The organism is Amycolatopsis sp. CA-128772 (assembly GCF_002904295.1).
GTDB lineage: Bacteria > Actinomycetota > Actinomycetes > Mycobacteriales > Pseudonocardiaceae > Amycolatopsis.
In genome coordinates, this window is record NZ_PPHG01000074.1 from 133908 (window position 1) to 140862 (window position 6955).

General features: G+C 71.8%; 9 protein-coding genes. 5 read left to right on the forward strand and 4 right to left on the reverse strand.

Annotated elements, in window-relative coordinates; translation table 11 throughout:
• The first annotated feature begins 24 nt into the window (after nucleotides 1–24).
• Nucleotides 25–273: a hypothetical protein gene (locus C2L59_RS28675; RefSeq protein WP_103352635.1), complete on the forward strand. Its 249-nt coding sequence runs from the start codon at nucleotides 25–27 to the stop codon at nucleotides 271–273.
• 139 nt (nucleotides 274–412) lie between these two features.
• On the opposite strand, the gene C2L59_RS28680 is transcribed toward C2L59_RS28675, so the two are convergent.
• Together C2L59_RS28680 and C2L59_RS28685 are read right to left on the reverse strand one after the other, a co-directional pair.
• A complete protein-coding gene (locus C2L59_RS28680; RefSeq protein ID WP_103352636.1) occupies nucleotides 413–1963 on the reverse strand; it encodes a glycoside hydrolase family 13 protein in 1551 nt (516 codons plus the stop codon).
• The gene (locus tag C2L59_RS28685) at nucleotides 1963–2346 is read right to left on the reverse strand and encodes a globin (RefSeq protein ID WP_103352637.1); all 384 of its coding nucleotides are present in this window, start codon (nucleotides 2344–2346) and stop codon (nucleotides 1963–1965) included. The genes C2L59_RS28680 and C2L59_RS28685 overlap by 1 nt, the downstream gene beginning before the upstream one ends.
• 118 nt (nucleotides 2347–2464) lie before the next feature.
• Between C2L59_RS28685 and C2L59_RS28690 the strand changes: the two genes are divergently transcribed.
• Complete coding sequence (locus C2L59_RS28690; RefSeq protein WP_103352638.1) at nucleotides 2465–2935, forward strand: hypothetical protein; 471 nt, start codon at nucleotides 2465–2467, stop codon at nucleotides 2933–2935.
• On the opposite strand, the gene C2L59_RS28695 is transcribed toward C2L59_RS28690, so the two are convergent.
• Entirely contained in the window at nucleotides 2923–3936 is a 1014-nt protein-coding gene (locus C2L59_RS28695) for a mechanosensitive ion channel family protein (protein ID WP_199199296.1), read from the reverse strand. The genes C2L59_RS28690 and C2L59_RS28695 overlap by 13 nt on opposite strands.
• Nucleotides 3937–4294: 358 nt before the next feature.
• On the opposite strand from C2L59_RS28695, the gene C2L59_RS28700 reads away from it, so the two are divergent.
• Nucleotides 4295–4792, forward strand: a complete 498-nt coding sequence (locus tag C2L59_RS28700) for an HNH endonuclease (RefSeq protein WP_103352639.1) — start codon at nucleotides 4295–4297, stop codon at nucleotides 4790–4792.
• Between the two features lie 573 nt (nucleotides 4793–5365).
• Here C2L59_RS28700 and C2L59_RS50465 read toward each other — a convergent pair.
• Nucleotides 5366–5521, reverse strand: coding sequence for a hypothetical protein (locus C2L59_RS50465; protein WP_370444790.1), 156 nt, complete (start codon nucleotides 5519–5521; stop codon nucleotides 5366–5368).
• Between the two features lie 512 nt (nucleotides 5522–6033).
• On the opposite strand from C2L59_RS50465, the gene C2L59_RS28710 reads away from it, so the two are divergent.
• Complete coding sequence (locus tag C2L59_RS28710) at nucleotides 6034–6288, forward strand: hypothetical protein (RefSeq protein WP_103352641.1); 255 nt, start codon at nucleotides 6034–6036, stop codon at nucleotides 6286–6288.
• Entirely contained in the window at nucleotides 6275–6763 is a 489-nt protein-coding gene (locus C2L59_RS28715; protein WP_103352642.1) for a DUF5130 family protein, read from the forward strand. The genes C2L59_RS28710 and C2L59_RS28715 overlap by 14 nt, the downstream gene beginning before the upstream one ends.
• The last annotated feature ends 192 nt before the right edge of the window (nucleotides 6764–6955 follow it).

Sequence of the window (6955 nt, forward strand, 5' to 3'; positions counted from 1 at the left end):
GGCGGGCGGTGGCACGCTGGAGGCATGACCCCGGACGACGACCCGACCGCGGACTTCCTCGACGACGTGCGCGCCGAGGAGACCCCGTGGCGGACGGACCGTCCGGCGGGCGAGCGGGCGCCATCGCCCGCGGAAAGACCTGAGAGGTGGGGCCGCACGCGTGCGGCGGGCCGGGCGGCTGCCCAGGCGGCGCCCTACCTCCAGGCCGCGGCCCTGGTGGCGTGGCTGGCCAGCGGCGCCTTCGACGACGGTTCGGGCAACCAGTCCGGCTGAAATCCGGCCCCGCGCGCGGCCCGCCCTCCCTGGGGGCTGCCCCCGCTTCCAGCGTATCGGCGCCCACCGACGGAAACGCCGGGCGAGGTGCGCCGCGGCCGGAGTTGTCCACATCCGGCGGGGGGTGGGGAAAGACCCCTCAGACCAGCCAGGCGGCCGAATCGGCGGGCAGCTTCCCCTCGACCAGCGGACTGCTCGACAGCAGCACCTCACCTGCCGGCAACGCGATCGGCGAAGCCGAGGTGTTCAGCGCACAAACCAGCCCACCCCCGCGCCGCCGGAAGGCGAAACACCCGGCCGGTGCGCCGTACCACTCCAGCTCGTCGCCGCCGAACGCCGGGTGTGTCTTTCGCAGCTCGAGCGCCTGCCGGTACAGCGAGAGCGTCGAATCCGCGTCCTCGATCTGCTTCTCCACCGTCAGCCCGGCCCACTCCGCCGGCATCGGCAGCCACGTGCGCGGGTTGCGCGAGAACCCGAACGGCGGCAGGTCGCCCTCCCACGGCAGCGGAACCCGCGAAACGTCCCGCCCGAACTCCGCCCCGCTGGTCTTGGCCCGCGGATCGGCCATGTCCGACGGCGACAGCGGAACGTTCGCCAGCCCCAGCTCTTCGCCGTTGTACAGGTACACCGCACCCGGCAGCGCCAGCTCCACGAGCGCCATCGCCCGCGCCCGGCGTACCCCGGAAGCGCCGCCGCCGTAGCGGCTGACCTGGCGCCAGACGTCGTGGTTGCCCAGCGTCCAGGTCGCCGGGGCGCCCGTGCGGCCCGGGACCGCCAGGGAGCGCTCGATGGCCGTGCGCATGGCGTCGGCGTCGAAGTGGGTCAGCACCAGCCGGAAGTTGAACGCCAGGTGCAGCTCGTCGGGCCGCAGGTAGCGCGACAGCCGCTCCTCGTCGGTCACCCAGATCTCGCCGACGGCCATCGCGTCCGGGAATTCGTCGAGCACCTTGCGGATCATCTGGTGGATCTCGTGGACGCCGTCGTGGTCCCACCGCGGGTCGTAGTAGTGGCTCGGCCCCATCGGGTCCGCGCGCGGGTCCATGTCGGGCAGGCCGGGCGGTTTGGCCATGCCGTGCGCGACGTCGATGCGGAAGCCGTCGACCCCGCGTTCGAGCCAGAACCGCAGGGTCCGCTCCAGATCCGCGGCGACCTCGGGGTTGGCCCAGTTCAGGTCCGGCTGCTGCGGCGCGAACAGGTGCAGGTACCACTGCCCGTCCGGGACGCGGGTCCAGGCCGGCCCGCCGAACGCGCTGACCCAGTTGTTCGGCGGGTCTTCGCCCTTCGGGCCGACGCCGTCGCGGAAGATGTACCGGTCGCGCTCCGGGCTGCCCGGCGCGGCCGCCATCGCCGACTTGAACCAGGCGTGCTGGTTGCTGGTGTGGTTGGGGACCACGTCGACGGTGACCTTGATGTTCCGCTTGTGCGCTTCGGTGAGCAGCACGTCGAAGTCGCCGAGGGTGCCGAACATCGGGTCGACGTCCCGCGGGTCGGCGATGTCGTAGCCGTGGTCGGCCATCGGGGAGCGGTAGAACGGCGTCAGCCACAGCGCGTCGACGCCCAGCAGCTCGAGGTAACCCAGGCGGGAGTGGATGCCCTCCAGGTCGCCGACGCCGTCACCGTCGGAGTCGGCGAACGAGCGGACGTACACCTGGTAGAAGACGGCGTCCTGCCACCAGGCTTCCCGTCTCATCAGACGAAGCTGTTCATCATGCTGTGCGCGGCCATCTCCAGGTAGGCCCAGAGCTGACCGCGGTACGGCTCTTCCAGGTTCTCCTCGTCGACGGCGATCCGGATGCAGCGCAGCCAGGCGTCCCGCTCGAGCGGCCCGATCTTGAACGGCCCGTGCCGCATCCGCAGGCGCGGGTGCCCGCGCTGGTCGGAGTAGGTGTGCGGGCCGCCCCAGTACTGGATGAGGAACAGCCGGAACCGCTCCTCGGCCGGCCCGAGGTCCTCCTCGGGGTAGAGCGGGCGGAGGATCTCGTCGCGCGCGACCTCCTCGTAGAACCGCCCGACGATCCGGCGGAAGGTCGGTTCGCCGCCGACCGCTTCGTAGAGGTTCGCCGGTTCGCTCACTGCAGACACGCCTTCCATTTTGCCCTTCCGGTCCGGGTTCCCGACGCCCGGTCCGCTGATACCGGATGGTCGCAAATCCGTTTCCCAGCGTAACCGCGCCTCGCTACGGTCTCCGTTCGTGACGACCGACCTCGGCCACTGGCGCGACCACCCCGAACGCTGGCCCGAACTCGCCGCCGCCGAGGCGCGGCAAGCGGTCCTGCGCCTGCTGCTGCGGGACCGCCGGGATGCCGACGCCGCGTTCCTCCGCTACCTGCTGGACCAGGAGATCCGGTCCCACGAAGACGGCTGGGGCTACGACGACAGCCTCGGGCTGGCCGTGCTGCTGCTGCACGAGTGCGGCGAAGCCGACGACGTCTGGCAGCTCAGCGAAGCCAAGTACACGAGCTTCGACACCAGCAGCGGGCTCGACGCCTTCCTGCTGTTCCCCGCCGGGGTGGCCGCGACGCTCGAGCACGTCGAGCACAGCGACCACCCCGATCGGGACGAAGTGGCGGCCGACCTGCGCGAGCACCTGGCGCACGACCCGGATCTCGACCGGGACCTGGCCGCCCGGCGCGCCGGCCTGCGCGAGTACTACTCGGCCTGACGGACCTTCTTCTCGACCGGCGGGGCCGCCGGAACCGCGGACGGGAACAGCCGGCCGAGCGGCGGGTCGAAGCCCGCCTCTTCCAGGGCGGCCAGCAGCTGGGCCCGCAGGGCCCGCTGCACCGCCCACTGCTTGCCCGGCCGCACCTTCACCGTCAGGCGCAGGGAGAGCCCTTCCGGTGTGACGCTTTCCACACCCAGCATCTCCGGCGGCTCGAGAACATTGTCCTTCAGCGCGTCACCCTCGGTGGCCGCGGACGCCGCGTCCGCCAGCACCGTCGTCGCGCGTTCGACGTCGGCGGTATAGCCGAGCGGGACGTCGACGACCGCCACCGCGAAGCCCTGGCTGGAGTTGCCGACGCGCAGCACCTCGCCGTTGCGGACGTACCAGACCGTGCCCTTGACGTCACGCAGCGTCGTGATGCGGAGGCCGACGGACTCGACCGTGCCGGACGCCTCGCCGACGTCCACGACGTCGCCGACGCCGTACTGGTCCTCGACCATCATGAAGATCCCGGACAGGAAGTCCTTGACCAGGTTCTGCGCGCCGAACCCGATCGCGACGCCGATGATGCCGGCCGAGGCGATGATGGGGCCCAGGTTGATGCCGAGTTCGCCCAGCACGAGGATGAACGCCAGGCCGTAGATCAGGAACGTCGCCATCGACTTCAGCACCGAGCCGATGGTCATCGCGCGCTGGCGGCGCCGTTCGATGACGGCGGAGCCGAGCACCTCGGGGGCGCGCTCACGCAGCGGGCGCAGCATCGACGGGAGCTTGCCGCCGGTCTTCGGCAGCGTCGTGACGCGGTTGATCAGCCGTCGCACCAGCAGGCGGACCACGAACGCGATCACGATGATCATCAGGATCTTGACCGGCTTGGTGATCAGCCAGTTCGCCGAGCCCGCCAGCCACTCGTTGTGCGTCACGGTGAACACCTGGGCACAGAACGTGCTGGCGTCGTCGAGGCACGGCGTCTTGGCGGAAGTGAGCAGGGGGAGCACGGGGTTTCGTTCATCCTTCCGATCGGGTCGGCCACCCCAACGCCGAGTGGATGTTGGGTCGCGGGGATGTGACACGTCTTGTAACACACGTGCGCTGGGGGCCTGTTCTGTGGTCGACTATGCCTACGCCCCTGGAGGTGGTCGAGTGCCAGACCGACAACCCAGCCCCCGCGGCGTCTCCGGCCAAGCCACGGCCGACGAGGCGCCAGAGGTGGTTCTGCGTGCCTATCCGGGGGGTTCCGCATCCGGCGGAACCGTCCCGGCCGGGCCGGGGACCCGCCCAGGGGGAGTGACCCGCCCGCCCGGACAGCGTAGTAGAGGCCGGGATCCGGCCGCCCCGGCCTGGGGCCGGCGCCGGGTGCTCCTGCTCAACGCCACCTTCGAGCCGCTGACGGCGCTGCCGCTGCGGCGTGCCGTCGTGCTCGTGATGTGCGGCAAGGCCGAGGTGGTCCACGGTGACCCCGGCGGGACCGAGCTGCACTCGGCGAAGGTGTCGCTGCCGGTGCCCTCGGTGATCCGCCTCAGCACGTACGTGCGCGTACCGTATCGCGCCAAGGTGCCGCTGACCCGTGCGGGGCTCATGCACCGCGACCGGTACCGCTGCGCGTACTGCGGCGGGCGGGCCGAAACGATCGACCACGTGGTCCCGCGCAGCCGCGGCGGCCCCCACAGCTGGACCAACTGCGTCGCCTGCTGCGCCAAGTGCAACCACCGCAAGGCGGACCGCATGCTCTCGGAGATCGGCTGGCGCCTGCGAGTGGTCCCCCGAGCCCCCCACGGCCCTCATTGGCGGCTGCTGGCGCACTCGAAGGAGGCCGACCCGCTCTGGCGGCCGTATCTCGGCTCCGCTGCTTGAGTGGCCGGGGTGGCGGAGTTTCGGACGATCTGGGTCCCGGTCGAGCGACGATCGGTGCCTCGGGTCACGCCGGCTGAGGCTTGCTGACCGGTGATGGGCCGGGGCTCGCGGCCCGCTGGGGTCGGCGTGGCCTGGCTGCCTGGGCGGCGGGATCCGGGGACCGGAGTTTCGGGGCGCGGTCTTCGCGGCTGAGCTCCGGCTCGGGGCGCGGCTGCGGGATCCGAGAGGCCGGAGTTCCGGCGCGCGGCCGTCGTGGCTGAGCCCCGGTTCGGAGCACGGCTCCGGGGTGGTCTGGCTTCCGGGCGGCGGGATCCGGGGGCCGGAGTTCCGGCGTGCGGCCGTCGTGGCTGAGCCCCGGTTCGGGGTGTGGCCCCGGTGGCCACAGCCTCCGGCGGCCGGGTGGCGAAGCTCTCGGCTCAGGCGCCCCCCAGACGACACAGCCTTCCCGGCTGCGCGTCGACCCCGGGCAGCACACCCCGGACAAGCCGGCGCCCCGGCGGCCTTGCGGCGACCGGGGCGAGCCGGGTGCTTGCGCGCGGTGCTCAGGTGGTGCGTGCGGCCCTGAAGTACGGGTCAGGCAGCGAGCGTGTAGTCGCTCTGGCAGGTGACGCGGGTGCCCATGGTGACGCGGGTGCCCATGGTGACTCGCGTGCCCCGCGTGACGCGGGTGCCTCGCGTGACCCGCGTGCCGCAGGTGACCCGGGTGCCCGCCGTCACCCTCGTGCCCATCGTGACCCTCGTGCCCCGCGTGACCCGGGTCCCGCGGGTGACCCGTGTTCCCGCTGTCACCCGGGTGCCCATGGTGACGCGCGTTCCCGCGGTCACTCGTGTACCGCGAGTGACGCGTGTACCCCGGGTAACCCTTGTGCCCGCCGTCACACGCGTTCCGGGGACAAATTCGGTGTCGCTCAGTGACGAGACGGCCTCGGTGATCGCCTGTGCGGGCGTCTGGACGCTGTTCATGGCGGGGCCTCCTGGGACCGGTGCGTTACCTGCTGGGGCTGCGGAGCGGGGCGCAAGGCCCGTACAGGTGAAAAAGCTACGAGGATTTCAAGGCCCGGACAAGATGACAGCGGCGGGTGCGGCCGCCTGTACGTTGAGTTGCAACCTTTCGGCCCGACGGTCTTCGCCCCAACGTTCCAGTCGCCGCGAGCCAAGCGGCGGACGGCAGTCGGCTTACGACGAACGGTCGAGTGCGCCGCGCGCGGTGGTCGTGGAGGTCATCCGATACGCTCAGCGCCGTGAACGTTGTCGAGACGATCGTGGTCTTCGCCGTGATCCCGCTGGCCATCTACGGCCTCGCCGGGCTGCTGACGCTCCGGCGCAGGTCCGGCGGTGCCCCGAGGCACCGGTCCGGCCAGGCCTGGGAGTACCCGGCCATGTGGTGGAGCGCCAACCCCGAAGGGGTGGGTGCGGGGCATCGGCACGCCGCCACCGAGAACAGCGCGCCCGAGGGCGCCCCGACCGCGGCGGGAGGCGCTCGTGGCAACTGGTGAGCTGACGAAGCGCATCGACGAGTCCGAGCTGGGCTACGGCGAGGCGTTGATGGCGACCGGGCGCGTGTCCACGGCCAGGATGTACGAGCCGGCGGCGCCGGCCGGGCCGTTCACCACGCGCCAGCTGGCCCGTCTCGACGAGGCTCTGACGTTCGCGAGCCGCGAGACCGGCCTGGACTTCAGCCTGTACCTGGGCGAGCTGGGTGCGGACAGCCGCGCGACGGCGGAGAAGCTGCACGCGACGACGGCGGACCCGGCCAACGCGGTCCTGATCGCGGTTTCGCCCGGCGAGCGCCTGATCGAAATAGTCACGGGCAAGGCGGCGTACGTGCGCCTGCCGGACCGCGGCGCCAAGCTGGCGGTGGCGAGCATGGTGGCGTCCTTCAAGGAGGGCGACCTCGTGCGCGGGCTGGTGAACGGCCTGGCGAACGCGCTGCGCATGCTGTCCGACCAGGCGGGGCCCGCGCCTCGTTGAGGTTTCAGGTTTCCGGAAGGGCCCCGCACCTCGGTGCGGGGCCCTTTTCGTTCGGCTCCTCGGCGGCCACGGGCGGTTGTGCACAGGCAGGCCGTGATGTGGACAACCGAGCCGCTCGGCGTGGCCGGGGGGCGGGTTTTGTCGCACCTCGCCGATACGCTGGAAGCGGGGGCAGCCCCCAGGGAGGGCGGG

What these genes read in the sequence shown, in the direction of transcription:
- C2L59_RS28680 (WP_103352636.1), bottom strand. Translation starts at nt 1,963, where the DNA reads ATGAGACGGGAAGCCTGGTGGCAGGACGCCGTCTTCTACCAGGTGTAC.
- C2L59_RS28675 (WP_103352635.1), top strand. Translation starts at nt 25, where the DNA reads ATGACCCCGGACGACGACCCGACCGCGGACTTCCTCGACGACGTGCGC.
- C2L59_RS50465 (WP_370444790.1), bottom strand. Translation starts at nt 5,521, where the DNA reads ATGGGCACGAGGGTGACGGCGGGCACCCGGGTCACCTGCGGCACGCGG.